The following is a 24,449-nucleotide window of genomic DNA, read 5'->3' as shown; positions in this document are numbered from 1 at the left end:
AGGGCCTGGCGACGCGCAAGACGCAGGGGCGCCCATACGTCCTGGTCGAGCACGCCGACCGAATGAACGACTCCACGTACCTGCTGGGGGAGCTGCTGAGGCGCCGTGTCGCAGGGGCTGCCGTGCCATTTCTCTGGGATGCAGCCGCAGCGCAGAAAGCGTTCGAAGCAGGCGTTGGTGCGTTGGTGGAGTTGAGTCTTGGCGGCCACAGTTCCGAGAAGGCGGGGCCGACGCTGGACATCACCGCACGCGTGCAGTGGGCAGGCCCGAAATCATACCGCGTGACGGGCTCCTACATGCATGGCATGCCGGTCGATCTGGGAATGACCGCGCTGCTTGACGTCGATGGCGTGTCGGTGAGTGTCGTCAGCGCATTTGCATTCGCGGTCGATGGCGATGCATTCGGAGTGTTCGGGTTGCGTCCGGAAGACTTCGACATCATCGTGCTTCGTTCAAAGACCCATTTCCGTGCCTTCTATGAGGGACTGGCGGAGGAAATCATGATCGTGGATACGCCGGACCACGGCGTCGCCGACCTGCGGCTCCTGCCCTATGAGCGGCTGGATACGCATCGTGTATTTCCGCTGGCTCCTGAAAGCGCCCATTGACGTCGACTGAAGACGCACAGGGGGCGATACGTGCGGATCGCTGGGCCCGCGGCAGGAGAACGGATAAGCGATGACCAGCAAGGTAAATGTGAGCTTGATCCAATTTGACGTCCAAGTGCTGGAGCCGACGTCGAATCTCGAGCGAATGCAGGCAGTGATACGATCGGAGGCAAAGGCAGGCGCGCAGTTGATCGTATTCCCGGAGTTGTCGAACACGGGATACGTGGAGCCGCTGACGCCCGGCACCCCCTTCAGTCCGGAATCCGGCGGAGCCGAACAATATGCCTTCCGATTATTCCAGGCCGCCGAACCCGAGAACGGACCCTTCATCACATCGCTATGCGACCTCGCCCGTGAGCACAACCTCCATGCTGTCGTCGGGCTTGCCCTCCGTCATCCGGTGCAGCAGGGCGTAATGCATAATGCGTCGGTCCTGATTGGCCCTCACGGCGTGCTCGGCACCTACCACAAGATTCATCGCTGGCATCTGGAAAAGCTCTACTTCGTCGCCGGCGAGAGCATCTCGGTGCAGCAAACGATGTTGGGGCCGATTGGCATGCAGATTTGCTATGACATCCGGTTTCCGGAATTGACGCGGGCACTCATGGTGCAAGGCGCTCAGATCGTCACGAATATCTGGGCGTCGTTCCGCCCACAAGACAGGCCCCTCGACGACGAGCAGATCTTCACGCACCGCGCCTATACGCGCGCGACCGAAAATGGCGTCTTCTTCCTCAGTTGCAACCGCGCCGGCAGGCAGGGCAATTGCGCCTTCATGGGCCGGAGCATCATCGTTGCGCCGGACGGCAAGATTCTCGCGCAGTCCACCACGGAGGACGAGGACGTCCTCCGTGCGGAAATCGACCTTGATGACGTTGCCCGCTACCGGAGCTATGTCGGGCTCGCGACAGACAGGCGTGTGGATATCTACGCACGATACCTGACTGCGCCCGTCTGAGGCATTCGGCGCTCAATTGTTGCTGCGGTTCGCGGTCCGGAAGCTCTTGATCTCCGACACGCTGCCATCGCGGTAGGTCAGCTCGACCGATACGAACTGCGTCGTCGGCGCCAGCTTCATGTAGAGCGGCATGCCGGCAGTGATCGCGCTGGGGTCACGCATGTCGCAGGCCGGCATCTTCAGGACCTGGTTGGGCACAGACGTGTCGATGCCGATGCGGACCTCGCGGATGGCGCAGCGGTAGGACACGAGGTGCGTGTAATAGACGAGCAACCCGTTGAACTCGCGGAACGACAGCCAGCTCGTCGCAGTCATGTCGAGGATCTTGCGCTGGTCGCGGAGCAGCGCGGCCTCCGGATCGAACTTGATCGGGAACGGGCCCTGCATGTCGCCGGAGGCATCGACATAGCGGACCTCGATGGTGCCGGCCTGGGCATCCGCCGGCAGCTCGATCGACGGGTTCGGCAGCCGCTTGCGGGTGCGCGGATCGAGCGTGTCGATGAAGCCGGTCTCGCGGAAATCGCCCTGGCCTGCCATCCGCCAGGAAATGCCGAGCGTGGGATCGGCGAAGGAGAAGACCACCGACCAGCCGCCGTTGTGGCGCGAGAAGCTCGCGATCGGCGCATTGGTAGCTTCCTCCTTCGGCACGCGTGGCACCGAGACCGGCGGCAACGCCGCGACCTTCTGCGGCGGCGGATCGGCCGGCCGTGCCGCGGTGTCGGCCTTGGCCGCGCCGCTCAGGAAGACGTCGTCGACCATCTGATCGAAATAGACAGGCACCTGCTTGTGCTTGACGGTATCGGCCATCTCGCTGACCAGCCGACGCGTATGCTGGGCCACCTGCACGAGGTTCTCGCCGGGCTGCAGCAGCTCCTTGGCGAAGGTGCGCGTGAACACCGAATTTGGATTGGCATCATCGTTCGACAGACGATCGAGCGCAGTTTGACGCGGGCCGGCGGAGAACACCGAGAACACGCCTTCAGGCAATTGCGTCATGGGCGCGAGCCCGCCGCCGCCAGCGACTGCGCGCGTGCCGGTCCGCTCGAACGGATTGTTACGGCAGGCATCGAACACCAGGATCGAGGTGCGCGCCTTCTTGTTCTGGAGACGCTCGACGATGCGAGGATCGAGGAATCGCGCACCAGCTCTTCCTGACCTTCAGTCGCGGCCGGCACGTCGGTCGGCAGCAGATAGTTCTGGCCCATGATCTCGAAACCGTGGCCGGCATAGAAGAAGAACGCGGTGTCGCCCGGCTCGATCGCCCTGTCGAAGGCGAGCAGCGTCTCGGTGAACTGCTGGCGGCTCTGGTTCTCAGCTACCATCACGGAGAAGCCGAGTTGCTTCAACGTGTCGCCCATGGTGCGGGCGTCGTTGACGGCCTTGAGCAGCTTTGGAACGTTCTTGTAGTCGTTGTTGCCGACGACGAGCGCGACACGCCTTTCGGCATGCGCGGGGGCGGCGAATGCCGTCAGACTGGCGGCGATGCCAAGGGCCGCCAAAACCGAGAGAAGCCTGCGCGTCATTGAAAATTCCCCCGTTTGCAGGAAGGGCGATTGGGGTTCCTGCGGCCCGCTGATGTCATAGTCGACCGAGCCATGGCAGGGGTTCAAGAGTGAGGCAAGCGCCCAGCGGGATGCCCCTGCGCGATCTGTCCTATGGCCGGCTTGAACGGAATCTGCTTTTGCTTGAGCCGTATTGCCTGTCTACCCGAGGGTTTTTTGTGTATCGCTGGTGCACCAACGAGGTCGAGCCGCAGGACCGTTTCGACTACTGGCGTGAGGTGCGCGCCAAGGGCTTGTTCGGCGTCACCGCGGAACTCGCGCGGGAGCAGCGCGCCGATTTCTTCGGCGAGTTCACACTGCGGCAGGTCGGCGGGGCCGGCCTCGTCGAGCTCAAGGCCTCGCCCTACCGGGTCGAGCGTAGCAACGCCGACATCGCGGACGCGGCCAGCGACAGCATCTGCGTTTACCAGCAGCTCGGCAGCGGCGGCTGGTTCGGCGGCATGCGCGGCAGCGATTTTGCGATCGAAAGCGGCAGGTTTGCCACCAGCCATACCGACCTGCCCTATCGCACCCTGCCGCTCGGCACCGCGGGCTTCCACCTGAGGATCCTCAAGATCCCGGTTGCCGGCATCCCCGCGCAGGACAGGCGCGTTCGCGACCTGACGCCAAAGCCATTCGGCGACCTTGCGCTGGCCCCCCTGCTCGATGCCGCCTTTGCCGAGCTCGGTGACCTCGCCGTTGGGGTCGAGGCTGCGCGCACCAAGCCACTGGTGGAAGCGCTGGCCACCCTCGCCCTGGTCGAGCGCGGCATCGTCAGGCCCGGGGGCCGCCGCGGACAATACGCGCTGCGGGTCGGGCGCCTGTCGTTGGCCCGCCGCCTGATCGAGCGCCACCTGAACGATCCCCGATTGTCCCCGGCAATGGTCGCCGACTGGCTCGGCGTGTCCCTGCGCCACCTCCACATGCTCTTTGAAATGGCGGAGAAGAGCTTCTCCCAGACCGTGACCGAGCAACGCCTGGCGCAAAGCCGCCGCCTCCTGAGCGAGGCGCCGGAGCGGCTGATTGCCGACATCGCCACCGCCTGCGGCTTCGAGAGCCTTGCGACCTATTACCGGGTCTTCAACGCGGCCTACGGGCTGGCACCGGGCGATTTCCGGGCTCAAGCGGCCGAGAAGCGCTAGCCGCCCTCCCTGGCCTCCCCCGGTCGCCCGGCCGGTGACCGGGCGAAAAGCGCAACTTCGCCCGCAATTTGAGCAAAAACGCTAGGCTTTTTAGAGCCTTCCCGCGTCCGCTCCATTGACTTTGGCCGATTCCCCCCTATGTTCCGGGCAACGCGGCTCGGTATCGAAACGCGATTCCTGAGTTTGGCGCGTTGCTCGCGCAAAGCCTTGCTCGCGTAAGTCAGCACCCCCAGCTTCTTTGAGAGCGCGCCGTTTCGGGGTGGAGCGCGACAGCCTTATTACCCTCGATTCCGAACGGCGGTTTCGACTAGAGGCTCAATGTCCTTTTCAAATCTCGGACTATCCGAAAAAGTCCTCGCCGCAGTGGCGGCCACCGGTTACACCAACCCCACCCCCATTCAGGAACAGGCGATCCCCCACGTCCTCGCACGCAAGGACGTGCTCGGCATCGCCCAGACCGGCACCGGCAAGACCGCGGCCTTCGTGCTGCCGATGCTCACCATCCTCGAAAAGGGTCGCGCCCGGGCGCGCATGCCGCGCACCCTGATCCTCGAACCGACCCGTGAGCTCGCCGCCCAGGTCAAGGAAAACTTCGACCGCTACGGCGCCGGCCAGAAGCTCAACGTCGCCCTCCTGATCGGCGGCGTCTCCTTCGGCGACCAGGATGCCAAGCTGATGCGCGGCGTCGACGTGCTGATCGCGACTCCCGGCCGCCTGCTCGACCATACCGAGCGCGGCGGTCTCCTGCTCACCGGCGTCGAGCTGCTCGTCATCGACGAAGCCGACCGTATGCTGGACATGGGCTTCATTCCCGACATCGAGCGCATCTGCAAGCTCGTCCCCTTCACGCGGCAGACCCTGTTCTTCACCGCGACCATGCCGCCGGAGATCCGGCGCATCACCGAGGCCTTCCTGCACAATCCGCAGAAGGTCGAAGTTTCCAAGCCCGCCACCACGGCTGTCACCGTCACGCAGTCCCAGGTTCCCGCCGGACGCGAGGCGCATGAGAAGCGCGAACTGCTTCGCCGCCTGCTACGCGAGGCCAAGGATCTCAAGAACGCGATCATCTTCTGCAATCGCAAGCGCGAGGTCGCGATCGTTCACAAATCGCTCCAGAAACACGGCTTCAGCGTCGGCGCGCTGCACGGCGACATGGACCAGCCGGCCCGCATGGCGGCGCTGGATCAGTTCCGCAAAGGCGAGCTGCCGCTTCTGGTCGCCTCCGACGTCGCCGCCCGCGGCCTCGATATCCCCGAAGTCAGCCACGTCTTCAATTTCGACGTCCCCCATCATCCCGACGATTACGTTCACCGCATCGGCCGTACGGGGCGCGCCGGCCGCACCGGCACCGCGATCTCGATCGTGACGCCGCTCGACCAGAAGTCGATGGCCGCGATCGAGAAGCTGATCGGCCAGAACATTCCGCGCGCCGAGGGCGAGTTCGAGGCCCACAGCGAGTCCGCCGAGCCAACCGAACGTTCGCGCGAGCAGCGTGGCCGGGAGCGGTCGCGCGGCGGTCGCGGCAAGTCGCGTCGCGGCCACGAGCAGCGCGGTGACGCGCGGCACGCCCCGGATGCAAGGCCAGCAGCGGAAGCGAGGCCTGCGCGCGAGCCAAAGCCTTCACGCGAGTCAAAGCCTGCGCGCGAGCCGAAGCCTGCGCTCGAAGCAAGGCACGCCGGCGAGCCGCGCCACGGCTCGCGCCAGCAGGCCAATAATTCGCATGTGCCCTCGATCGGCCGTCCCGAACCGCGCCGTCCGCAGCGCGAGGCTGATAGCGAGCCCGGCGATCATTCGCATCTGCCGGCGTTCCTGCTGCGCCCCGTCCGCGCCTAAGGCGCGCTGCGCTTCAGGTTGTTGTGTGGGCACGATCTCCGCGCAGACGCTCCGTGTTTGTCGCGGGGAGAAATCCCTGCACAGTTTTGCGCTAACGTGACCCTTCGCGTCCGGATCATGCTGCAGGAACGGCTGTTTACCGGCCGTTCAGAATCGTCCTTTAGCCTGAGATCATAATTTAAGCATTGCCGCAGTCGGAGGCGCACCGGCTGCTGTGGGGATATATTCTGTGGTCAAGCTGCTCGATGAACACGAACGCACGATGGCGTTCGCCGAGGTGGCGCTCGGTCAGATCCGATCGCTCAAGCAGACCGCAATTCCCCGCAACTACGAGATCTGGTACGTCTACGCCACCGGCTACAACGCCCCGCTGAACAAGATCATCAACGAGACGCTGGCGCGCAACGGCAAGCTGACCGAAGCCGATCTCGAGCAGATCTACGAGACCTATCTCTCCCACATCAAGACCACCGATCGCATCGATAAGGTCGGCGCGCGCGTCATCGGCGAGATCGACGACGTGATGAAGGTGCTCACCGACGCGCTCGGCATGTCCGCCTCCTATGATGCGAGCCTGTCGGGCGCCGCCGCAAAGCTGTCGACGGCCAAGGACCGCGACCAGATCAAGGCGATCGTGGACACCCTGCTCCATGCGACGCGCGACATGCGCGAGACCAACAAGGCGCTGGAGGACCGGCTGACATTGTCCGCCAACGAGATCAGCAATCTCCAGCAGAGCCTCGAAGCGATCCGCGCCGAGAGCCTCACCGATCCCCTCACCGGCCTTGGCAACCGCAAATATTTCGATCGCATGATCGGCATGGCCGTGCAGAACGCGCTCGCAAGCGGCGAGCCGTTGTCGCTGCTGCTGTTCGACATCGACCATTTCAAGTCGTTCAACGATTCCTACGGCCACCTCACCGGCGACCAGGTACTGCGGCTCGTCGGCCTGTCGCTGAAGCAGACCATCAAGGGCCAGGACATCACCGCGCGCTATGGTGGCGAGGAGTTCGCGGTCGTTCTGCCCAACACTGCGCTGCGCCAGGCGCTCACGGTCGCCGACCACATCCGCCGCGCCGTGATGGCGAAGGAATTGAAGAAGAAATCGACCGGCGAGATTCTGGGCCGCGTCACGATCTCGGTCGGCGTCTCCATGCTGAAGCCGGGCGACGACACGGACTCCCTGATCGAGCGCGCCGATGCCTGCCTCTACGCCGCCAAGCGCAATGGCCGCAACCGCGTGATCTGCGAGGCCGATCCTGAGTATAGCGTCGAGAGGCAAGGCCAAGTGGCCTAGCTGTCTGGTGAGCTGCCGTAGGATGGGCAAAGGCGCGCAGCGCCTTGCCCACCATCTCTCCAATCGTCATCTTAAGTGGTGGCACGCTTCGCTTTGCCCACCCTACGAAACGCCTTCTTGGCTGCTTGTTTCTTCTTCCGCGGCTTCTTCACAATCTTCGCCGCCTTCTTTGCCTTGGGTCCCTTCTTTACCTTGGCACGCTGGGCGGCGGCGAGCGCGGCCCTCGCCCACTCCGCAAGCTCCTCGGAATCATCGAACAGGCGCGCGGGCAACTGCCAGTAGGACTTCACCATCACGGTTTTGGCGCGGGTCTGGTACTGAAACGGCGCTGAGCCTTCGGCCTCGAAGTTCGGGATCGTCTGCTCATCCGCGCGGAGGAACAGGCCGGCGCGCAGGGCCAGCGCGAAATTGGTGCCGTCGGCGGAGATGCCGTAGCCGGAAAACATCCGGCGAATGGTGACGGGGCCGAAATCGGCGAACAGGTCGATCAGGAATTCGCGGTCCATCGCCCAACTGCCTCCCCATCGTCGTCCTGGCGAACGCCAGGACCCATTACCACGGAAGGTAGTTTAGCGATGACTGTCCGTCTTACCAGTCGCTGGTACTGACACCGCCCGCCGCTGCGAGATCACGCGGTATGGGTCCCGGCGTTCGCCAGGACGACAGCGGTGGGATTTGCGAGAGTCAGGCTACCCCTCGACCTTGGCCGGCCGCAGTTCGACCGACTCGCCGCAGCCGCAGGCGGAGATCTGGTTGGGGTTGTTGAAGACGAACTGGGCCTGCATCTTGTCGGCCTTGTAGTCCATCTCGGTGCCGAGCAGGAACAACACCGCCTTGGGATCGACCAGGATCTTGACGCCCTTGTCCTCGACGACCTCGTCGGTCGGGCGGATCTCATGGGCATATTCGACGGTGTAGGACTGACCGGCGCAGCCGCCGTTCTTCACGCCGACGCGCAGGCCGACGATCTCGGAATCCGCACGCTGCGTCAGCTCGGTAATGCGCTGCGCGGCAGCATCCGTGAGCCGCATCACCTGCGGACGCGGACGCCGCGGCTTGGGAGAGGATGCTGGTGTTGGCTGTGTCATGTCAGTGATGTGGTCCGTTGCGGAGCAGATTCAATGCCGAGATAACGCGTCACCACATGTTGAGCACGAGGCGCGCCTCGTCGCTCATGCGTTCCGGTGACCAGGCCGGTTCCCAGACGACCTTGACGTCAACCACGCCGACGCCGGGGACGCTCGCCACCGCGTTCTCCACCATGGTCGGCAGCTCGCCGGCGGCCGGGCAGTTCGGCGTCGTCAGCGTCATCAGGACGTCGACGGAGCGGTCGTCCTTGATCTCGACCTTGTAGATCAGGCCGAGCTCGTAGATGTCAGCTGGGATCTCCGGATCGAACACGGTCTTGAGCCCGGCGATGATCTCGCGCGTCAGACGCTCGGTCTCCTCCGGCGGCAACGCCGAATGCGTTTCCATCGGATTGGCTTTGATTTCGGCCGTGTCACTCATGCGAACAAATCCCGCGCCTTCAAAAGCGCCTGTGCCAGATGGTCGACTTCGTCCCTTGTATTATACATGCCGAAGGATGCCCGGCACGTCGCGGTCACGTTGAACCGCTCTAAAAGCGGCATGACGCAATGGGTGCCGGCGCGCACCGCAATGCCCTGGCGGTCGATCACGGTGGCGACGTCATGGGCGTGCGCGCCCTTCAGCTCGAAGGAGATCACCGGGCCCTTGCCGCGCGCGGTGCCGATCAGCCGCAGCGCGTTGATCTCGCGCAGGCGGTCCTGGGCATAGGTGAGGAGGTCGTGCTCGTGGGCGGCGATGCGCTCCTTGCCGATCGAATTGACGTAATCGATGGCCGCGCCGAGCCCGACCGCCTCGACGATCGCGGGCGTGCCGGCCTCGAACTTGTGCGGGGGATCGCCGTAAGTGACCACGTCGCGCGAGACCTCGCGGATCATCTCGCCGCCGCCATTATAGGGACGCATCGCGACGAGCTGGTCGTATTTGGCCCAGAGCACACCGATGCCGGTCGGCCCATAGACCTTGTGGCCGGTGAAAACATAGAAGTCGCAGCCGAGGTCCTGAACATCGACCGGAAGATGCACGGCACCCTGGCTGCCATCGACCAGCACGGGAATGCCGCGGGCGTGGGCGATTTTCACCACGTCTTTGACCGGCACGATGGTGCCGAGCGCGTTCGACATCTGCGTGATCGCGACCAGCTTGGTCTTCGCGGTCAAGAGTTTCTCGAACTCGTCGATCAGGAAATTGCCTTCATCGTCGACCGGCGCCCATTTGATCACCGCGCCATGGCGTTCCCTGAGGAAATGCCAGGGCACGATGTTGGAGTGGTGCTCCATGATCGAGATGACGATCTCGTCGTCTGCCTTGATATTCGGCTCGCCCCAGGACGACGCAACGAGGTTGATCGCCTCCGTCGCGTTGCGGGTGAAGATCACTTCCTCAGGTCGCCGCGCGTTGATGAACTGCGCGACCTTGGCGCGGCCGCCCTCATAGGCTTCCGTCGCCGCATTGGCGAGGTAGTGCAGGCCGCGATGCACGTTGGCATATTCGCTCGTATAGGCCTGCGTCATGCGATCGAGCACGGATTGCGGCTTCTGCGCCGAGGCCGCGTTGTCAAGATAGACCAGCGGCTTGCCGTAGACCTGCATGGCCAGCGCCGGAAAATCCTGGCGCACCCGCGCGACGTCATACGAACCGTTCAGGACCGCCGGATGTGTGCTCATGACCGCCGCTCCAGCCAGCGCTCGGCAATGCCGATCACGTGTTCACGCAGGTCATCGTCGGCGATCTGCTCGATCGCCTCGCCGACGAAGGCCTGGATCAGCAGCGCCTGGGCTTCCTTTTCGGGCAACCCGCGGGCGCGCAGATAGAACAGCAGGCTGTCGTCGAGCGCACCGGCGGTGGCGCCATGGCCGCAGGAGACGTCGTCGGCGAAGATCTCGAGCTCGGGCTTGTTGTCGGCCTCGGCCTCGTCCGAGAGCAGCAGCGCCCGTGTCATCATCTTGCCGTCGGTCTTCTGGGCGTCGGGACGGACGATGATGCGGCCCTGGAACACCGAATGGGCGCGATCATCGATCACGGCGCGGAAGATTTCGCGGCTGGTGCAATGGGGCACGGCGTGGTCGACGACCAGCGTCGTATCGCCATGCTCAGTCTTCTTCAGGAGGTTCACGCCATTGATCGCGAGCTCGCTGCCCTCGCCTGCCAGCGTGATGAAGCCTTGCAGGCGGCTCACGGCGCCACCGGTCGTCATGTTGAAGAAGTTGAGCTTTGTATTCGCGCCGACCGTGACGATCTCGGAGGTGATGTTCACGGCATCAGGCGCATCGTCCATCAGGCGGATATGCGCGACATCGGCGTCGTCGCCGATCGTCACCAGCACGGCGTCGTTGACCTGGTAGGCCGCAGCGCCAGCGGCGACGAAGCTCTCGACGATGGTGGCGCGGACGCCGTTCCCGACGCGCAGTTGCGAGCGGGTGAAAGCGGACGCGGACGCCGCCGTCGCGACATGGATAATCTGGATCGGAGCGGAAAGCTGCGCGCCGTCCGCAATCGACACCACCACCCCGTCGGTCGCCATCGCCGCGTTCAGCGAGATCATCGCGTCCGTCGAAGCGGTCGCGAGCAGGTCCCCGGACTCCTTCTCCAGCGTTTCGCGCAGCGTCTTGACGCTGACCTCGGATGCGAGCGCCTTCACGTCGGACAAGTCGGCCGCGAACACGCCGTCGACCAGCACCAGCTTGCGGGCGCCGGCAAACGCATGCGCCTTTACGGCGTCAGTCGCGCGCGACAGCGCCGCCGCGTCAGGCGCAGCCGCAAGCGGCAGCACCTCGCCGACCAGCGCGCGGAGGTCGGTGTATTTCCACTCCTCGAGCCGGCGGTGCGGCAGGCCGAGACGCTCATAGGTCTCGAAGGCCTGACGGCGCGCAGCTAGCACCGCGGGCGAGCCGGGCAGCCGACCTTCGGCACTGGTGAAGAGATCGCTCACCGCGCGGCCGTTCCCGGTCTTGGCCAAAGCAACGTTCATCGCAAACAATCCTTATGCGGCGTCCTCGAACTGGGCGTAGCCGGACTCCTCCAGCTCCAGCGCCAGTTGCTTGTCGCCGCTCTTCACGACACGGCCCTTCGACATCACATGCACGAAGTCAGGCACGATGTAGTTCAGGAGCCGCTGATAGTGGGTGATCACGACCATCGCGCGCTTGGGCGAGCGCAGCGCGTTGACGCCGTCGGCCGCAATCCGCAGCGCGTCGATGTCGAGGCCGGAATCCATCTCGTCGAGGATGCACAGGCTCGGCTCGAACAGCGCCATCTGGAGCACCTCGTTGCGCTTCTTCTCGCCGCCGGAGAAGCCGACATTGACGCCGCGCTTGAGCATGTCCTGCGGGATGTTCAGTGACTTCGAGACCTCGCGGACCTTCTTGAGGAAATCCGGTGTCGAATATTCGTCCTCGCCACGCGCCTTGCGCTGCGCGTTCAGTGCGGTGCGCAGGAAGTTCATGGTGGCGACGCCAGGGATCTCGACCGGATACTGGAACGCCAGGAACACTCCCTTGGCGGCGCGCTCCTCCGGATCCATCTCCAGGAGGTCCTCGCCCCTAAACAGGATCTGGCCGTCGGTCACCTCGTAACCGGGCTTGCCGGCGATGACGTGAGACAGCGTCGACTTGCCGGAGCCGTTCGGCCCCATGATCGCGTGCACCTCACCTTCATTCACGGTCAGCGTCAGCCCGTGGAGAATCTCGCGCTCCTCGACACGGACTTTCAAATCTTTCACTTCAAGCAAAGCCATATTGGTTTCCAGTCTATTCAAATGATCCAGGGAGCGCCGAAGCGCGCCGCGAGGGCCGGCAATTAGCCAACCGACCCTTCAAGCGAGATCGAGATCAGCTTCTGCGCTTCCACGGCGAACTCCATGGGGAGCTGCTGAAGCACGTCCTTCACAAAGCCGTTGACGACGAGGCCGACGGCTTCTTCCTGGGAGAGGCCGCGCTGAATGCAGTAGAACAGCACGTCCTCGGAGATCTTCGAGGTCGTCGCCTCGTGCTCGAAGGTCGCCGACGAGTTCTTCGCCTCGATGTACGGCACGGTGTGCGCGCCGCATTTGTCGCCGATGAGCAGCGAGTCGCAGGCGGTGAAGTTGCGGGCGCCGGTCGCTTTTCGATGCGCGGTGACGAGACCGCGATAGGTGTTCTGCGACTTGCCGGCCGCGATGCCCTTGGAGATGATCCGGCTCGAGGTGTTCTTGCCGAGATGGATCATCTTGGTGCCGCTATCGACCTGCTGGAAACCGTTCGAGATCGCGATCGAGTAGAACTCGCCGCTCGAATTGTCGCCGCGCAGGATGCAGCTCGGGTATTTCCAGGTGATCGCCGACCCGGTTTCGACCTGGGTCCAGGAGATCTTGGAGTGGTTGCCGCGGCAGTCGCCACGCTTGGTGACGAAATTGTAGATGCCGCCCTTGCCTTCCGAGTTGCCGGGATACCAGTTCTGGACCGTCGAATATTTGATCTCGGCGTCATCGAGCGCGACAAGTTCAACCACGGCGGCGTGGAGCTGGTTCTCGTCGCGCTGCGGAGCAGTGCAGCCCTCGAGGTAAGAGACGTAGGAGCCCTTGTCGGCGATGATCAGCGTACGCTCGAACTGGCCGGTGTTGCGCTCGTTGATGCGGAAATAGGTCGACAGCTCCATCGGGCAGCGTACGCCCGGCGGCACATAGACGAACGAGCCATCCGAGAACACCGCCGAGTTCAGCGTCGCATAGAAATTGTCGGAGGTCGGCACCACGGAGCCGAGATATTTCTGCACCAGCTCGGGATGCTCGCGGATCGCCTCCGAGATCGGCATGAAGATCACGCCGGCCTTCTTCAGCTCGGCCTTGAAAGTGGTCGCAACCGACACCGAGTCGAAGACGGCGTCGACCGCGATCTTGCGCCGGGCCGGGTCTTCCTCGCCCACCTTCGGTTCGACGCCTTCGAGCATCGCGACTTCCCGCAGGGGAATGCCGAGCTTCTCGTAGGTCTTCAGGATCTCCGGATCGATCTCGTCGAGCGAGGAGACGGTCTTCTTCGGCTTCGGCGCCGCGTAATAGTAGATGTCCTGGAAGTCGATCTTGGGATAGTCGACGCGGGCCCAGGTCGGCTCAGTCATGGTGAGCCAGCGCCGATAGGCCTCGAGCCGCCACTGGAGCATCCAGGCGGGCTCGTTCTTCTTCCCGGAAATGAATTTTACGATGTCTTCCGACAGGCCCTTCGGGGCCTTCTCGGAGTCGATCAGGGTCTCAAACCCATAACGATACTGGTCGACGTCGATGCGCTTCACGCGCTCGACCGTCTCTTGTACGGCTGGCATTCCATCCTCCGCTCGCGGTTTCAAGGACCGCGGTGGATCAAACTCGAACGACTATTACGATGTTTCTATGCGGAAAGCACGCGCTTAGAACCGTTCAAGCCGTGTTTCGTCGCTTACTCTCTAAGTAGGTTATTACCGAGCTTTCGCCAAGCCTCAAGGGCCCGATTGATGTCCGCCTCCTGCGTGGACCAGCCCAGACTGAGGCGCACCGCTCCCTGGGCCGTTTTGGGGTCGAATCCCATGGCGGAGAGCACGTGAGACGGCTGCACTTTTCCAGAGGAACAGGCGGAGCCTGAGGACACGGCGATGCCTTGGAGGTCGAAACCGATCACGGCGGTCTCCGCCTTCAGCCCTGGCGCCGTAAATAGAGTGGTATTTGGCAACCGCTCAACGTCCTCCGAGAAAACCGTTGTGCCTGGCACGGTTCGCAGCCCGTTTTCCAAGCGATTCCGGAGGCTTCGGAGCCGTTCCGCACCCTCCGCCAGAGTCTGAAGGGCCGCCGTCACGGCTGCGCCGAAGCCGGCGATGCCCGCGACGTTCTCGGTTCCCGCACGGCGGCCGAGTTCCTGCCCCCCACCACGGAGAACCGGTTCCAGCCCTGTCACACTCTCAGCGACGACTAGCGCACCGACGCCCTTGGGGCCACCAATCTTGTGCGCAGAGAAGGTGGCAAGATCGGCACCGACCACCTTGATATCGAAAGAAATTTTCCCAAGAACCTGGATCGCGTCAACATGCAGAAGCCCGCCCGCCTCATGGACGATCCGCGCCGCCTCCGCCACCGGCTGAAGCGCGCCGGTCTCGTTATTGGCGGCCATGATCGACACCAGCGCCGGCGGGCCGGAGCCGAGCAGCGCTTTGAGGTGATCGATGTCGACGACGCCGGCGCGCGTCACATGAATCGGGCTGACGGCGTCGGCGGGAAACCTCCCGCCTGCCAGCACGGAGGCGTGCTCGACGGCGGACACCAGGAGGCGTTCCACCGGGCCGCCAGAGGGCCCCCTTAGACCCGGCGAGAGCGCCAGCGCATTGGCCTCGGTTCCCGCCGAGGTGAAGACGACGTTCCGCGGCAGGCCGCCAACCGCGCCCGCCAGCGCGGCACGGGCCGCCTCGACCAGCCGCCGCGCCTCCCGCCCCTCGGCATGGACCGAGGACGGATTGCCGACGAGATCATAGGCCGCGACCATCGCCGCCCGCGCCTCGGGACGCAGCGGCGTGGTCGCATTCCAGTCGAGATAGACGCGGGTTGGCATGCCGCCCTCTTAGCACCTTTTGCCCGCCCGCCAATCGGTCAAGCCGGCTGTTGCTGCACGGCCTTGGCTGGCGCGCGTGCCTCCATACGCAATCCGAACAGCGGTCGCAGCCAATTGATCCGGCGCACGACTTCAAAGGTGACCACACATGTCAGCGCGGTGCCCAGGATCACGATGGAGGCCTCGATCCCGACCGAGAAGCCGCTGCCGCGCAGTGCATGCGCGATCGTGATGATCGCCGTCTGATGCACGATGTAGTACGGGAAGATCGCGTCCGTGAGGTAGCGGCGCGCGGGTCCGTCGGCCGTGAAGTGCCGCCGTGCGAAACCGAGCACCGCGGCCATGGCAAGCCACTGATAGCAGCCATAGGCGATGCTGGCGCACTTCTTCAGCAGCGGCGACGGCGCGAGCAGACCCGCGAACAACAGGATGAAGATGGTTAAGCAAACGGCCGCGAGTGCCAGTGCCGCCCAGCGTTGTCGTTCGATCTCGGACCAGACGATACCCTGCTTCGCCAGCAGGAAGCCGATCAGGAACGCCGTTGCATAGTCCGCATGGTTGTACCAATCGCCAAACAGCGCATGCGTGGAGGGAAAGGCTGGGAACAGGAACAGGCGCCAAGCCGCGAATAGCAGACACGGCATGATGAGGAGGCCGGGCCCTGTGAGCGGGACGGCAAGCTTCGCACTGAGCCGGTCGGTCAGGGCTGGCCACAGCCAGAGCACGCAGGCCAGCGCCATCGTGTAGACCCACAGATAGACCACAAACCAGAGGTGGTTCCAGGTCGGCAGCACGATGCAGGGATTCGGACAGAACTGCGCGCCGAACGCCAAGTAGTGCCGGACGTAGAAATCGGCAAAGCCCGCGGGATAGCCGAGGGCCTCGACGATCTGGAGGTAGGACTGCGGCGGCACGATCACCAGCATGCCGAAGATCAGGGGGATCAGGAGCCGTGTCGACCGCGCGCCCACGAACGAACCGAGGCGGTACTTGCCGAGCATGAACCTCGTCGCAACCCCGGAAACCAGGAACAAAAGTGACAGCCGCCAGGGATTGAGGACCAGCATCAACGGCTCGAGCCAGGTCAGCCTGTACGCGCTCTTGATGTGAAATCCCCAGGACACGTAAAGCATGCCGACGTGGTAGAAGATCAGAAGCCCGAAGGCGCTAATCCGCACCCAATCCAGATCGATGCGCCGCTCCGAGGTCGAGAGTTGCTGTGGTGTTGACATGGTTTTCTGCTCCTTGACGGGACGACAAACGCGGTTTTGGGGCCATGGCTGACATCCAGAATGCCCGCGAGAAGGAGCGCGTCGAGCCGGTTTGGGATCAGGACCGGAAGCGAGGGGATGAGGCGCTGCACGCTGGGACGAGCGGAGGGCATCGCGGGATCAATCGCCACGACGTTGCGATGTTCAGCGTGATTGCGGTGGTCGCATTCGCCACCGGAATCGTGAATGCGCTGTCCGCCGCGCAGGATGCCGTCTGGCGCGGCGACCCCTACGATCTGGGCCGGCGCCTGTTCTGGGAGACTTCGAGCGTCGCCGTCATCCTGCTTGCGGTTCCGATCCTGGTCATGGCCGTCCGGCGGATGCGCCGCACTCCAAACTACGCAGGTCGGGCCGGCATCGGAGTGATCGCGCTGGTCGCCTTCTCTGCCGTCCACATCACCGGCATGGTCTGGATCCGAAAACTCGTCCTTTGGCTTGCCGGAAGCGTCTATGACTTCCACTTCTCCTTTGCGACGGTGCTGTACGAGTTTCGCAAGGACGTCGTCGCCTGCTTCCTGATCGGGAGCACGATCTGGCTGTTCGACAGCCGGCGCGAGACGCAGGCAACCGGTATGATCGAGCCAGCCGGGCCGGCGAAGGCGCCCGATGCGATCTGGCTGCGCGACGGTGCAAGCCGCATCCGGGTCGAGCCGCAGGAGATCCTGTGGGTTGCCTCGGCCGGCAACTACATCGAGTACAGGCTGGCCGACGGTAACCAGCACCTGATCCGGGGCACCCTGGCAGCAGCGGAAAGCGAACTGGCGCGATTCCATGTCGTGCGCGTCCACCGCACGAAGCTCGCGAATCTCGACCGGGTCACCGGCGTGGACCTCAAACCATCCGGAGATTTCGAGCTCACCTTCGATGGCGGGCAGACCCTCCAGGGGAGCCGGCGCTACCGGCCATCGGTTGCAGGCCTGGGCACAGCCACGGCATAAACGGGCACAGCTACCAACCAACAAACAGTCATGAATTCAAAGAGTTAGCCCGGCACCGCGGGCGAGGCGACCGGGCCGGCTTCTCACCTCGCCGCCAAGGGGTGGCGGCGCCGGCGACGGCTCTCGGGACGCTGCCTCGCATGACATTGCGACAACCAGCTAAGCTCTTGACCGCATTGGGAGATGCTCAAGATGCTTGCTTTTTGACCCTCAGCCTATGTTAGAACGCGGGCCGTCAAGTCACCGCGCGCCGCTCGCGCATCATCCGAGGGCGCCCTTCCTCCTCCAGTCCCGCTTTCGTCGGCTTCGCTGCCGATGGAGCGAGCCACAATCGGTTGATTGCTCAGGGATCACCTTCAAGGAATCAATCAAGAGATCATCATGCCTGAAGTCATTTTCGCCGGCCCCGCGGGCCGCCTCGAAGGCCGCTACCATCCGGCCAAGCAGAAGAACGCGCCGATCGCGATGATTCTGCATCCGCATCCGCAGTTTCACGGCACGATGAATCATCAGATCGTGTACCAGTGCTACTACGCCTTCGCACATCGTGGCTTCTCCGTGCTGCGGTTCAATTTCCGTGGCGTCGGCCGCAGCCAGGGCTCGTTCGATCACGGCACCGGCGAATTGTCCGACGCCGCCGCAGCGCTTGACTGGGCGCAGACCATCAATCCCGAAGCTCGCGCCTGCTGGGTTGCCGGCTTCTCCTTCGGCGCCTGGATCGGCATGCAGCTGTTGATGCGCCGTCCCGAGGTCGAAGGCTTTATTTCGATCGCACCGCCAGCCAACCTCTATGACTTCTCCTTCCTCGCGCCCTGCCCGTCCTCGGGCCTGATCGTGCATGGCGAGAAGGATGCGGTGGTGCCGCCCAAGGACGTCAACACGCTGGTCGAGAAGCTGAAGACGCAGAAGGGCATCGTGATCGACCAGCAGGTCATCCCCGGCGCCAACCACTTCTTCGACGGAAAGCTCGAGCCGTTGATGGAGACCATCACCGCCTATCTCGACATGCGGCTCGCCAACGTGCGCTAAAGGCCGCTCGCCAAAGGTTGTTCATGGGCTCCTTCGTCGCCCTGCTCCGTGCCGTGAACGTCGGCGGCACCGGCAAGCTTCCGATGACCGAGCTCAAGGCGATGTGCGAGGCGCTCGGCTTTGCGGCCGTGCGCACCTACATCGCCAGTGGCAATGTGGTGTTCACCAGCCGCAAGTCAGAAGCTGCGATCAAGGCTGCGCTGGAGAAGCGCCTGCACACCTACGCCGGCGCGCCGGTCGGCGTGCTCGTGCGCAGCGCAGAAGAGATGGCGCAGGTTGCAGCCGATAATCCCTTCCCGAAGGCTGCGCCGAACCGCACCGTGGCGATCTTCCTCGACAAGGCGCCGCCCGCGGACACGCTTACGGGACTCCGCGGCCAGAGGGACGAGGAAGTCCGGCTCGGCCGCCGCGAGATCTACGTGCATTATGGCGATGGCATGGGGACGTCGAAGCTCGTCATCCCCGCCGCCAAGACCGGCACCGCTCGCAACATGAATACGGTCGCGACGCTGGCGAAGATGGCCGCGGAGCTCTAGCTAGCGCTAGATGATGAGGTCGGCCTGGTCCGATGCCAGCTTGGGGGCGAGGGATGAAGGCGTATCTGGTGCTCGATCTGTCAGTGAATGACTTTGCCGGCTTCAAGAGATACATCGCCGAAATCCCCACCTACATCGCCAAGCATTCGGGGCAATACATCGTTCGCGGGGTTCAGCCGACGACGATCGAGGGCGACTGGACACCCGAACGCCTCGTCATCATCGAATTTCCAGAACGCGAAAGCGCGGAAGCATTCCTGAGCGACCCTGAGATTCAGGAGCTGTTCAAGGTGCGCCACGCGGCGACGACGAGCAGATTGCTGCTCGCCGATGGATGTACCTAGGCGCCGATGATTCTGAGCGCGCTTTACGCGGCGAGCTTTAACAGATGCGCGTCATGGCGCACCAGGAAGGCGCGTAGCAATTGCGGATAGTCCGCGCCCACCGCATTGCGAACGCTGGGACGCTTGGCAAGCTCCGCGCGCCATGCGCAGATCTTCGGAAAGTCCTTGAAGATGCCGAGTTCGGCGAGCTCATCGAACACGTCGAAATATCGGAAGATCGGCGCGAACACGGCGTCGACCAGGCTGAACGATGCACCGGCGAAGAACGGGCCGGCGCCCAACGCAGCCTCGACGCGGGCAAACTTTGCCAACAACGCGTGGCGCTTGCTGTCGAACACGGCCGGATCGGTCGTCGTCTCCAGCCCCCAGAGATCCCCGAGGATCGCGGAGCCGAACTCCATCCAGGTGCGGTGCTCGGCGCGCCCCAGCGCATCGGCCGGATGCAGCTTGCCGCCTGCTTGCGTCTCCTCGATGTACTCACAGATCACGTTGCTCTCGAACAGCGCGACCTCGCGCTCTTCGGTTGAGACCACCAGCACGGGCACTTTGCCGAGCGGCGATATCTTCAAGAACCAGTCCGGTTTGTTGGCGAGGTCGATGTCGACCCGTTCGAACGGCACGCCCTTCTCGGTCAGCGCGATCACCGCGCGCTGCACATAGGGGCAAAGCTTGTGGCTGATCAGTTTGAGGGCTGCGGCCATGATGGAGATCCCGACGTTAGATGCAACCGCATCAATCTAGATGCAATTGCATAAATGCGTCAAGATCAATGCATTTGCATCAACCACCCGTGATCTAAGGCCTTGCGATCACCCCGCCCGTCATCGGCATCGGCACCCCCGTGGTGGCGGGGTAGGATAACGGCAGGCCCTTCATGCCACGCGCTGCCAGGAAGCCGAAGGCCTGCGCCTCGATGGCGTCAGAGGCCCAGCCAAGCGTCTCGGCGGCCTGGACCGTCGCCGATCCCACCCGCTCCCGCAGCATGCGCAGCATGGTGAGGTTGCGGGCGCCCCCGCCGCAGATGATCCAGCTCCTCGGCCGTCGCGGCAGCTGCGGAATGACCCGCGCGATCGCCGCCGCGGTGAAGGCCGTGAGCGTCGCAGCCCCATCGGCCGGCGGCACGTCGACAAGCTTCAACGCGGCGAAATCGTTGCGGTCGAGCGACTTCGGCGGCGGTAGTGCGAAGAACGGCTGCTTCAGCGCCCGCGCGATCCAGTCTTCATCGGCCTTGCCGAGCGCGGCGAACTTTCCCTCCGCGTCGAACGTCTGGTTCATGGTCCGGTACATGAAGTCGTCGAGCAGCGCGTTGCCGGGACCTGTATCGCAGGCGATCAGCGTGTCGTTGCCGTCGATATAGGTGATGTTGGAGACGCCGCCGATATTGACCACGACGATCGGCCCCTCGCGCTCCAGCGATTGCGCCAGCGCCCGGTGGTAGACCGGCACGAAGGGCGCGCCCTGCCCGCCGGCCTCGACGTCGGCGGCGCGGAAATCATGCATCACCGGGATGTGGATGGCCTTGGCCAGCGCCAATGCGTCGCCGATCTGCACCGTCAAGCGCCGCTCGGGCCGGTGCAGCACGGTCTGGCCATGGAAGCCGACGATGTCGATCTCCTCCGGCTTCATCCGGTTCTGGGCAGTGAAGGCGGCGACCGCCTCGGCATGCGCCAGCGTCACCGCACGCTCGGCCTCGGCCAGAACCCCCGGCCGGGCATCGCGCCGCGGCAAATGGACGGCCTCGGTGAGCGCCCGGCGCAACAGGCTGCGCTCGGCATTGCTGTACGGCCGGTAGCCGGACGGCCCGAACGCCTTGATCTGCTTTCCATCTGTTTCGATCAGCGCAACGTCCACCCCATCAAGCGAGGTCCCGCTCATCAGACCGAGTGCAGTCAATATCATCCCGTAAGCCTCGACGCCTTCCTACCCCGACGCCTGGCTTGTATCAAACAAGCACATCTTATAATGCCACAGCGCACCGCGACGCGGCAGTCCGTTCCTTTCGGGTTCCGCAGCCAGCCGCAATTACCGTAAAATAAGAATGATCAGAGCCGCCGACAGATGAGTGCATTTAAATCGGATTTCCTCAATATTTTGCAGGAACGGGGTTTCGTCCACCAGTGCTCCGATTTCGAGGGGCTGGACGCGCTCGCCGCCAAGGGCGAAGCGACCGCCTATGTCGGCTACGATTGCACCGCGCCGTCGCTGCATATCGGCAACTTCCTGACCATGATGATGCTGCACTGGCTCCAGCAGTCCGGCAACAAGCCGATCACGCTGATGGGCGGCGGTACCACCATGGTCGGCGATCCTTCCGGCAAGGACGAGACGCGCGCCATGCGCACGATCGCCGAGATCGAAGCCAACAAAGCCTCGATCCGCGGCGTGTTCGCCAAGGTGCTGCACTACGGTGACGGTGCCAGCGATGCGGTCATGCTCGACAACGCGGAGTGGCTGACCAAGCTCAACTGGATCGAGATGCTGCGCGACGTCGGCAAGCATTTTTCGGTCAACCGCATGCTGACCATGGATTCCGTGCGGCTGCGTCTCGAGCGCGAGCAGGAGATGAGCTTCATCGAGTTCAACTACATGGTCTGTCAGGCCTACGACTTCGTGCAGCTCTCGCAGCGCGCCGGCTGCCGGTTGCAGATGGGTGGCTCCGACCAATGGGGCAACATCATCATGGGCGTCGATCTCGGCCGCCGCATGGGCTCGCCGCAGCTCTTTGCGCTGACGACGCCGCTGCTCACGACCGCCTCCGGCGCCAAGATGGGCAAGACCGCGCAAGGCGCGGTCTGGCTCAACGCCGACCAGTTCTCGCCCTATGACTTTTGGCAGTATTGGCGCAACACCGAGGACGCCGACGTCGGCAAGTTCCTAAAGCTGTTCACGACCCTGCCGATGAGCGAGATCAGGAAGCTCGAGGCGCTCCAGGGCTCGGAGATCAACGAGGCCAAGAAGGTGCTCGCGACGGAAGCGACCGCGCTGCTGCACGGTCGCGACGCGGCGACTGAGGCAGCGGAAACTGCGCGGCGGACTTTCGAGGAAGGCGCACTGGCGCAGACGCTCCCCACCGTCGAAATTCCGCGTGGTGAGCTGGAGGCCGGACTCGGCGTGCTCAACGCCTTCGTCAAGGCGGGTCTCGTCGCCTCCAACGGCGAAGCGCGGCGTCAGATCAAGGGCGGCGGCCTCAGGGTCAATGACGAGCCCGTCACCGACGAGAAGATGACGCTGACGCCGGCCCATCTCACGCCGGAGGGCGTGATCAAGCTCTCGCTCGGCAAGAAGAAGCACGTCCTCGTCAAGCCTGCATAGGCGTATGAGCTTTTCACTGCTTGCCAGGGCGTGCGGAAGCGCGCTCCCTGACAGGCAATGGATCAGAACACGCCCAAGGAAAAAGATAAGGAAGACGGCAGAGGGAATGCCGCGGCACAGTCTGGCGCGCATGTGCGCACTGCCCTCATCGTGCTCGCGCTGTGCTTTACGCTGTCTGTGCTGGGGCGCGGGCTCGGCGACAGCTTTACGGTGTTTCTGAAGCCGATCTCGGAAAGCTTTGGGTGGGATCGCGCGCAGATCGTCTCGGTCTACTCGCTGACCTGGCTCGCAAGCGGCCTCACCGCGCCGTTCGTCGGACGCCTGTTCGACCATTCCGGACCGCGCAGCGTCTATGCACTCGGGCTGCTCTTGCTCGGCGCCGCCTTCCTGATCGCGTCGCACGCAAACTATCTCTGGCAGTTCCAGCTCTCAATTGGCCTCTGCGTCGGCGTCGGCATCGCCTTCATCGGCATCGTGCCGAATTCGATCCTGCTCGGCCGCTGGTTCGGTCCGCGCCTGCCGACCGCGATGTCGGTGGTCTATTCGGCGATGGGCGGCGGCGTTCTCGTGCTGTTGCCGATCTCGCAAATCCTGATCGACCATGCCGGCTGGCGCGCCACCTACGAGATTTTCGGCTTCGCAGCGCTCGGTTTCTTGCTTCCCTTGCTGCTACTGCCGTGGCGGATGTTCGCCACGGGCTCGCCGCATGTCGTCAAGAAGACCGATCCCGATTTCGTCGACGAAGGCTGGACGCTCTTGCGCGCGATGCGTCATCACGCGTTCTGGGCGCTGTTCTCGACCTTCTTCTTCACCGCGGTCGGCATGTACTCCATCGCGGCCCAGATCGTCGCCTATCTGATCGATGCGGGCTTCCCGCCTTTGCAGGCCGCAACCGCCTGGGGATTTTCCGGCGTGGTGCTGGTGTTCGGCATGCTCGGCGTCTCCGCGCTCGACGGTCTGATCGGCCGCAGACCTTCGGTGCTGCTGAGCTACGCGGTTTCGATCCTCGGCATCTTCCTCCTGTGGCTGTTGCAGTACAATCCGAACACCCTCCTGCTCAGCGGCTTCGTCGTCTGCTTCGGCAGCATGATGGGCTCGCGGGGACCGCTGATATCCGCCACCGCGATGAAGATCTTCCGCGGCAAGCGCGTCGGCACGATCTACGGCAGCATCTCGATCGGCAGCGGCCTCGGCTCGGCATTCGGCTCATGGAGCGGCGGCCTGATCCACGACGCGACCCAGAGCTACAATCCGCTGCTCGCCTTCGCACTTGCGAGCGTCATTCTCGGGATGATTCCCTTTCTGGTTGTGCCCGCCTTGCGGCGCTAGGTGTACCCGAGGTAACCTGCAATCCCCGTCGCCACCGGAGAACTACGGACGGCGGATGCATGTGTTCCAGCAACAAAATGTGCAAAGCCTTAGGCTCAAAGCCGCGCTTGGGGTGTTTTGTCTGTCATGACGAAAATGTCAGCGCAAATTGATGGTCCCTGTCTTGCAGGGTGGAACCTGATGCGATTGAAGTCGCACGGGAATTGGATGGAAGGGCGCAAATCATGAATTCACTGTCTCGCTTTCAACCGGCTCTGCTGAGCCTGTTTCGCTTCATCACCGGCTTGCTGCTGCTTCAGTACGGCATCGCCAAGATCTTCAAGTTTCCGGCCGTCCCCTACTTCGCCGACATCCCGCCGCTGATCTATGCGGCCGGCACGCTCGAGCTCGTGCTCGGTGCGGCCCTGATGATCGGCCTGTTCACGCGGATCTCGGCCTTCGTCCTGTCGGGTGAAATGGCCTTCGCCTATTTCCTCGGCCACATGTTCAAGAGCGGCTCGCCGGTGTTCTTGCCACTGCTCAACGGCGGTACCGCGGCGATCCTGTTCTGCTTCGCCTGTCTCTACATCTCCGCAGCCGGTGGCGGCCCGATCAGCGTGGACGCGCTGGTGCGCAAGGAAGGCGAGGAGCCGAGCGGCGCCTTCGCGCGGCGCTGATATCTCCTGGATGCGAATTGG

The 24,449-nt window shown here is 63.8% G+C and carries 23 protein-coding genes and 1 pseudogene; 12 read left to right on the top strand and 12 right to left on the bottom strand.

Annotated elements, in window-relative coordinates:
- Both Q3C01_RS08260 and Q3C01_RS08255 read left to right on the top strand, forming a co-directional pair.
- Positions 1-608 (top strand): MlrC C-terminal domain-containing protein (locus tag Q3C01_RS08260; RefSeq protein ID WP_458144819.1); only part of this gene is annotated, 608 nt, incomplete at its 5' end.
- A gap of 70 nt (positions 609-678) precedes the next feature.
- On the top strand, positions 679-1,566 hold the full coding sequence (locus tag Q3C01_RS08255) for a carbon-nitrogen hydrolase family protein (RefSeq protein WP_458144818.1): 888 nt from the start codon (positions 679-681) through the stop codon (positions 1,564-1,566).
- A gap of 12 nt (positions 1,567-1,578) precedes the next feature.
- Here Q3C01_RS08255 and Q3C01_RS08250 read toward each other — a convergent pair.
- Positions 1,579-3,089 (bottom strand): annotated as a pseudogene (locus Q3C01_RS08250) (caspase family protein).
- Positions 3,090-3,286: 197 nt separating this feature from the next.
- Here Q3C01_RS08250 and Q3C01_RS08245 point away from each other — a divergent pair.
- From Q3C01_RS08245 to Q3C01_RS08235, 3 genes are all read left to right on the top strand, one after another.
- Positions 3,287-4,249, top strand: coding sequence for a helix-turn-helix domain-containing protein (locus Q3C01_RS08245; protein ID WP_458144827.1), 963 nt, complete (start codon positions 3,287-3,289; stop codon positions 4,247-4,249).
- A 318-nt stretch (positions 4,250-4,567) separates the two neighbouring features.
- Positions 4,568-6,082, top strand: coding sequence for a DEAD/DEAH box helicase (locus Q3C01_RS08240; RefSeq protein WP_458144817.1), 1,515 nt, complete (start codon positions 4,568-4,570; stop codon positions 6,080-6,082).
- 229 nt (positions 6,083-6,311) lie between these two features.
- The gene (locus tag Q3C01_RS08235) at positions 6,312-7,379 is read left to right on the top strand and encodes a GGDEF domain-containing protein (RefSeq protein WP_458144816.1); all 1,068 of its coding nucleotides are present in this window, start codon (positions 6,312-6,314) and stop codon (positions 7,377-7,379) included.
- A 71-nt stretch (positions 7,380-7,450) separates the two neighbouring features.
- Here the strand turns inward: Q3C01_RS08235 and Q3C01_RS08230 are convergent, their stop codons facing one another.
- From Q3C01_RS08230 to Q3C01_RS08190, 9 genes are all read right to left on the bottom strand, one after another.
- Positions 7,451-7,885 (bottom strand): TfoX/Sxy family protein, encoded by a 435-nt coding sequence (locus tag Q3C01_RS08230; protein WP_458144815.1) that lies wholly within the window; start codon positions 7,883-7,885, stop codon positions 7,451-7,453.
- 183 nt (positions 7,886-8,068) lie between these two features.
- The gene (locus Q3C01_RS08225) at positions 8,069-8,467 is read right to left on the bottom strand and encodes a HesB/IscA family protein (RefSeq protein WP_458144814.1); all 399 of its coding nucleotides are present in this window, start codon (positions 8,465-8,467) and stop codon (positions 8,069-8,071) included.
- A 49-nt stretch (positions 8,468-8,516) separates the two neighbouring features.
- Positions 8,517-8,888, bottom strand: coding sequence for an SUF system Fe-S cluster assembly protein (locus Q3C01_RS08220; protein WP_027553631.1), 372 nt, complete (start codon positions 8,886-8,888; stop codon positions 8,517-8,519).
- A complete protein-coding gene (locus tag Q3C01_RS08215) occupies positions 8,885-10,132 on the bottom strand; it encodes a cysteine desulfurase (RefSeq protein WP_458144813.1) in 1,248 nt (415 codons plus the stop codon). Before Q3C01_RS08215 ends, Q3C01_RS08220 begins: the two co-directional genes overlap by 4 nt.
- Positions 10,129-11,436: a Fe-S cluster assembly protein SufD gene (gene sufD, locus Q3C01_RS08210; protein WP_458144812.1), complete on the bottom strand. Its 1,308-nt coding sequence runs from the start codon at positions 11,434-11,436 to the stop codon at positions 10,129-10,131. The genes Q3C01_RS08215 and sufD overlap by 4 nt, the downstream gene beginning before the upstream one ends.
- Before the next feature lie 12 nt (positions 11,437-11,448).
- Entirely contained in the window at positions 11,449-12,201 is a 753-nt protein-coding gene (gene sufC, locus Q3C01_RS08205) for a Fe-S cluster assembly ATPase SufC (protein ID WP_458144811.1), read from the bottom strand.
- Positions 12,202-12,263: 62 nt separating this feature from the next.
- Positions 12,264-13,760, bottom strand: a complete 1,497-nt coding sequence (sufB, locus tag Q3C01_RS08200) for a Fe-S cluster assembly protein SufB (protein ID WP_458144810.1) — start codon at positions 13,758-13,760, stop codon at positions 12,264-12,266.
- A gap of 113 nt (positions 13,761-13,873) precedes the next feature.
- Entirely contained in the window at positions 13,874-15,013 is a 1,140-nt protein-coding gene (locus Q3C01_RS08195) for a cysteine desulfurase family protein (protein ID WP_458144809.1), read from the bottom strand.
- Between the two features lie 38 nt (positions 15,014-15,051).
- Positions 15,052-16,245: an acyltransferase family protein gene (locus Q3C01_RS08190; protein WP_458144808.1), complete on the bottom strand. Its 1,194-nt coding sequence runs from the start codon at positions 16,243-16,245 to the stop codon at positions 15,052-15,054.
- Between the two features lie 44 nt (positions 16,246-16,289).
- Here Q3C01_RS08190 and Q3C01_RS08185 point away from each other — a divergent pair, with 44 nt between their 5' ends.
- The 4 genes from Q3C01_RS08185 (at position 16,290) to Q3C01_RS08170 (ending at position 19,131) form a co-directional block, all read left to right on the top strand.
- Positions 16,290-17,222, top strand: a complete 933-nt coding sequence (locus Q3C01_RS08185; protein ID WP_458144807.1) for a LytTR family DNA-binding domain-containing protein — start codon at positions 16,290-16,292, stop codon at positions 17,220-17,222.
- A 381-nt stretch (positions 17,223-17,603) separates the two neighbouring features.
- Positions 17,604-18,251: an alpha/beta hydrolase gene (locus Q3C01_RS08180; RefSeq protein WP_027524593.1), complete on the top strand. Its 648-nt coding sequence runs from the start codon at positions 17,604-17,606 to the stop codon at positions 18,249-18,251.
- 23 nt (positions 18,252-18,274) lie between these two features.
- Entirely contained in the window at positions 18,275-18,787 is a 513-nt protein-coding gene (locus Q3C01_RS08175) for a DUF1697 domain-containing protein (RefSeq protein WP_458144806.1), read from the top strand.
- A 53-nt stretch (positions 18,788-18,840) separates the two neighbouring features.
- Positions 18,841-19,131, top strand: a complete 291-nt coding sequence (locus Q3C01_RS08170; RefSeq protein ID WP_458144805.1) for a DUF1330 domain-containing protein — start codon at positions 18,841-18,843, stop codon at positions 19,129-19,131.
- Positions 19,132-19,154: 23 nt separating this feature from the next.
- Here Q3C01_RS08170 and Q3C01_RS08165 read toward each other — a convergent pair whose 3' ends face one another.
- Positions 19,155-19,832, bottom strand: coding sequence for a glutathione S-transferase family protein (locus tag Q3C01_RS08165; RefSeq protein WP_458144804.1), 678 nt, complete (start codon positions 19,830-19,832; stop codon positions 19,155-19,157).
- Between the two features lie 94 nt (positions 19,833-19,926).
- Positions 19,927-21,030, bottom strand: a complete 1,104-nt coding sequence (locus Q3C01_RS08160) for an anhydro-N-acetylmuramic acid kinase (RefSeq protein WP_458144803.1) — start codon at positions 21,028-21,030, stop codon at positions 19,927-19,929.
- 159 nt (positions 21,031-21,189) lie between these two features.
- Here Q3C01_RS08160 and tyrS point away from each other — a divergent pair, with 159 nt between their 5' ends.
- The 3 genes from tyrS (at position 21,190) to Q3C01_RS08145 (ending at position 24,428) form a co-directional block, all read left to right on the top strand.
- The gene (gene tyrS, locus Q3C01_RS08155; protein ID WP_458144802.1) at positions 21,190-22,443 is read left to right on the top strand and encodes a tyrosine--tRNA ligase; all 1,254 of its coding nucleotides are present in this window, start codon (positions 21,190-21,192) and stop codon (positions 22,441-22,443) included.
- A gap of 57 nt (positions 22,444-22,500) precedes the next feature.
- Positions 22,501-23,772 (top strand): MFS transporter, encoded by a 1,272-nt coding sequence (locus Q3C01_RS08150; protein ID WP_458144801.1) that lies wholly within the window; start codon positions 22,501-22,503, stop codon positions 23,770-23,772.
- Positions 23,773-23,996: 224 nt separating this feature from the next.
- Positions 23,997-24,428: a DoxX family protein gene (locus Q3C01_RS08145; protein ID WP_458144800.1), complete on the top strand. Its 432-nt coding sequence runs from the start codon at positions 23,997-23,999 to the stop codon at positions 24,426-24,428.
- Positions 24,429-24,449 lie beyond the last annotated feature (21 nt).

It is taken from the genome of Bradyrhizobium sp. UFLA05-109, from assembly GCF_054185165.1.
This window is presented reverse-complemented; position numbering and strand designations above follow the sequence as displayed.

Bases quoted from the DNA above. Each gene is read 5' to 3' on its own strand.
- Q3C01_RS08255 (WP_458144818.1), top strand. From the start codon at position 679: ATGACCAGCAAGGTAAATGTGAGCTTGATCCAATTTGACGTCCAAGTG.
- Q3C01_RS08240 (WP_458144817.1), top strand. From the start codon at position 4,568: ATGTCCTTTTCAAATCTCGGACTATCCGAAAAAGTCCTCGCCGCAGTG.
- Q3C01_RS08230 (WP_458144815.1), bottom strand. From the start codon at position 7,885: ATGGACCGCGAATTCCTGATCGACCTGTTCGCCGATTTCGGCCCCGTC.
- Q3C01_RS08225 (WP_458144814.1), bottom strand. From the start codon at position 8,467: ATGACACAGCCAACACCAGCATCCTCTCCCAAGCCGCGGCGTCCGCGT.
- Q3C01_RS08220 (WP_027553631.1), bottom strand. From the start codon at position 8,888: ATGAGTGACACGGCCGAAATCAAAGCCAATCCGATGGAAACGCATTCG.
- Q3C01_RS08215 (WP_458144813.1), bottom strand. From the start codon at position 10,132: ATGAGCACACATCCGGCGGTCCTGAACGGTTCGTATGACGTCGCGCGG.
- sufD (WP_458144812.1), bottom strand. From the start codon at position 11,436: ATGAACGTTGCTTTGGCCAAGACCGGGAACGGCCGCGCGGTGAGCGAT.
- sufC (WP_458144811.1), bottom strand. From the start codon at position 12,201: ATGGCTTTGCTTGAAGTGAAAGATTTGAAAGTCCGTGTCGAGGAGCGC.
- sufB (WP_458144810.1), bottom strand. From the start codon at position 13,760: ATGCCAGCCGTACAAGAGACGGTCGAGCGCGTGAAGCGCATCGACGTC.
- Q3C01_RS08195 (WP_458144809.1), bottom strand. From the start codon at position 15,013: ATGCCAACCCGCGTCTATCTCGACTGGAATGCGACCACGCCGCTGCGT.
- Q3C01_RS08190 (WP_458144808.1), bottom strand. From the start codon at position 16,245: ATGTCAACACCACAGCAACTCTCGACCTCGGAGCGGCGCATCGATCTG.
- Q3C01_RS08185 (WP_458144807.1), top strand. From the start codon at position 16,290: ATGGCTGACATCCAGAATGCCCGCGAGAAGGAGCGCGTCGAGCCGGTT.
- Q3C01_RS08180 (WP_027524593.1), top strand. From the start codon at position 17,604: ATGCCTGAAGTCATTTTCGCCGGCCCCGCGGGCCGCCTCGAAGGCCGC.
- Q3C01_RS08175 (WP_458144806.1), top strand. From the start codon at position 18,275: ATGGGCTCCTTCGTCGCCCTGCTCCGTGCCGTGAACGTCGGCGGCACC.
- Q3C01_RS08170 (WP_458144805.1), top strand. From the start codon at position 18,841: ATGAAGGCGTATCTGGTGCTCGATCTGTCAGTGAATGACTTTGCCGGC.
- Q3C01_RS08165 (WP_458144804.1), bottom strand. From the start codon at position 19,832: ATGGCCGCAGCCCTCAAACTGATCAGCCACAAGCTTTGCCCCTATGTG.
- Q3C01_RS08160 (WP_458144803.1), bottom strand. From the start codon at position 21,030: ATGATATTGACTGCACTCGGTCTGATGAGCGGGACCTCGCTTGATGGG.
- tyrS (WP_458144802.1), top strand. From the start codon at position 21,190: ATGAGTGCATTTAAATCGGATTTCCTCAATATTTTGCAGGAACGGGGT.
- Q3C01_RS08150 (WP_458144801.1), top strand. From the start codon at position 22,501: ATGGATCAGAACACGCCCAAGGAAAAAGATAAGGAAGACGGCAGAGGG.
- Q3C01_RS08145 (WP_458144800.1), top strand. From the start codon at position 23,997: ATGAATTCACTGTCTCGCTTTCAACCGGCTCTGCTGAGCCTGTTTCGC.